The organism is Flavobacterium sp. (assembly GCF_024305175.1).
Classification (GTDB): domain Bacteria; phylum Bacteroidota; class Bacteroidia; order Flavobacteriales; family Flavobacteriaceae; genus Flavobacterium.
The window spans coordinates 1-1707 of the sequence record NZ_JAMWYY010000112.1 but is presented as its reverse complement, the minus strand read 5'-3'; the positions used below and the strand labels follow the sequence as shown (position 1 = coordinate 1707).

Here is a 1707-nt window from a genome sequence, read left to right as displayed (position 1 = left end):
GTTATTAAACGCGCTTTTTAATCCACTGTAAAATTTCATTCAGGGCAGCAGGCGCTATGGTTTGCTCTATTTCGCCATACTCAGCAGGAAGCCCGGTAGTGCTTTGCTGGAAGAGGTGGTTAAGCCCCGGCAGTTCTTTAACCGTTACATCTTTGTTACCGCTTTTTGCTGCAGCACGCTTTATGGCTTCAAGGTTGGCTACTGGAGCCACCTGTAAATCGTTACTGCCGTTTATCGCCAGTATGGGGCATTGCACCTTTTCTAAAGCAGGCGCAGGGTTATAGCGTATAAAATTTATATACCACGCCGAGGTAAGCTCAGCAACCTGCATATCGATATATTGTGCCACCTGGCTTTCAGGAATACCTTTAGATATAAATAGTGGCTTAAGTTCTTTATTAAAAATCTCGTCAAGCTTTGCTTTTAAAACATTGATATCTGTTTCCTGCTTAATAGCATCATATATTTTGCGGTTAATGCCACCCAGCTTTGTAAGCTCTGCTTCGGGCATACCGGCAGCTTTGTTAATCAGGTAGTTTTGCAGCAGCATAAGTTCGTCTCCCGGTATGGCAGTACCTGCCAGAAGGACTATAAAGCCTGTATCTTTATTTGTATTTGCCACTATTGGCGCTATAATTCCGCCTTCGCTGTGCCCTATCAGGCCTGTTTTCTTTTTATTAATTTCGGGCCTCGACTGCAAATAAGCCAACGCGGCGGCGGCATCGGCTGCAAAATCTTCTGTGGTTGCACCGGCAAATTTACCGCCGGATGCTCCTGTGCCCCTGTCATCATAACGAAGCACCGCTATACCATTACGGGTTAAATAATCGGCAATCACCAAAAAAGGCTTGTGCCCAAGCAGTTCTTCATTACGGTCCTGAGGCCCGCTACCGCTTATAAGTACTACAGCAGGAAAGTTGCCTTTCTGTTGCGGTAGCGTTAGCGTACCTGAGAGTATTATCCCCTGTTTTGCATTTGTAAAGGTTACATCCTCTGAATGGTATGGATACGGTTTTACAGGTTCTTGTGGTCGTTTTGGCGCTTCGGTTTTAACTTCTTCCCTGCCCAGGTTTAGCGGCATAGGGAAATTATTTTGAGTGAAAGTTCCTGTAATTATATTATCTGCATAAGTGCCTTTATATTCTGCTTTAATGGCAGGTATGGTAAATGTAAGTGTGTTATCAGTAAAAGCTATTTTACTAACCGGAATTCCTTCTGCGCCCTGGTCAGGGCTGTCTAAGGTTGCAGTATAGCTATCCTGTGCTTTATTTACATGCAGTGTAAGCCTTAGCTGCCCGCCCGGAAATTTAACGAGTCCGTACCAGTTACCTGTAACATCCTGCGCGAAGGCCGCAGCTGTAAAAAAAAGAAGAAAGAATAGGATTTGCTTTTTCATGAATTGTGGTTTTAGTTATCAAATATACTTAAAACTAATGGGCATAAAAAAAGCCCCCAAACGGGAGCTGCTATTAAAACTTCTTGTTAATGTAATACTTCGCATCTAAATCATCATCTTCAAAAGCATTAAAATTTAGTGGTTTTGGCTTTGGTTTTTTGCCTGCCACCTTTTTCTTCCACATCTCAAAATTGTCCGTGGATAGCCTTTTACGCATAATTTCAGTTACTTCCTTTTCAGATAAACCAAATTCCTTCTTTATTTCCTCAAAAGGCTTTTTCTCCTCCTGAGCCAGCGTTACTATCCTGTCA

The 1707-nt window shown here is 42.8% G+C and carries 2 protein-coding genes; both read right to left on the bottom strand.

Features of this window, described 5'->3' with window-relative positions:
• Window positions 1-4: 4 nt before the first annotated feature.
• Window positions 5-1396: an alpha/beta fold hydrolase gene (locus Q0K96_RS15045; RefSeq protein WP_297334800.1), complete on the bottom strand. Its 1392-nt coding sequence runs from the start codon at window positions 1394-1396 to the stop codon at window positions 5-7.
• Window positions 1397-1469: 73 nt separating this feature from the next.
• Window positions 1470-1707: DUF2805 domain-containing protein (locus Q0K96_RS15040; RefSeq protein WP_297334799.1), on the bottom strand; the 238-nt coding region annotated here is incomplete at its 5' end.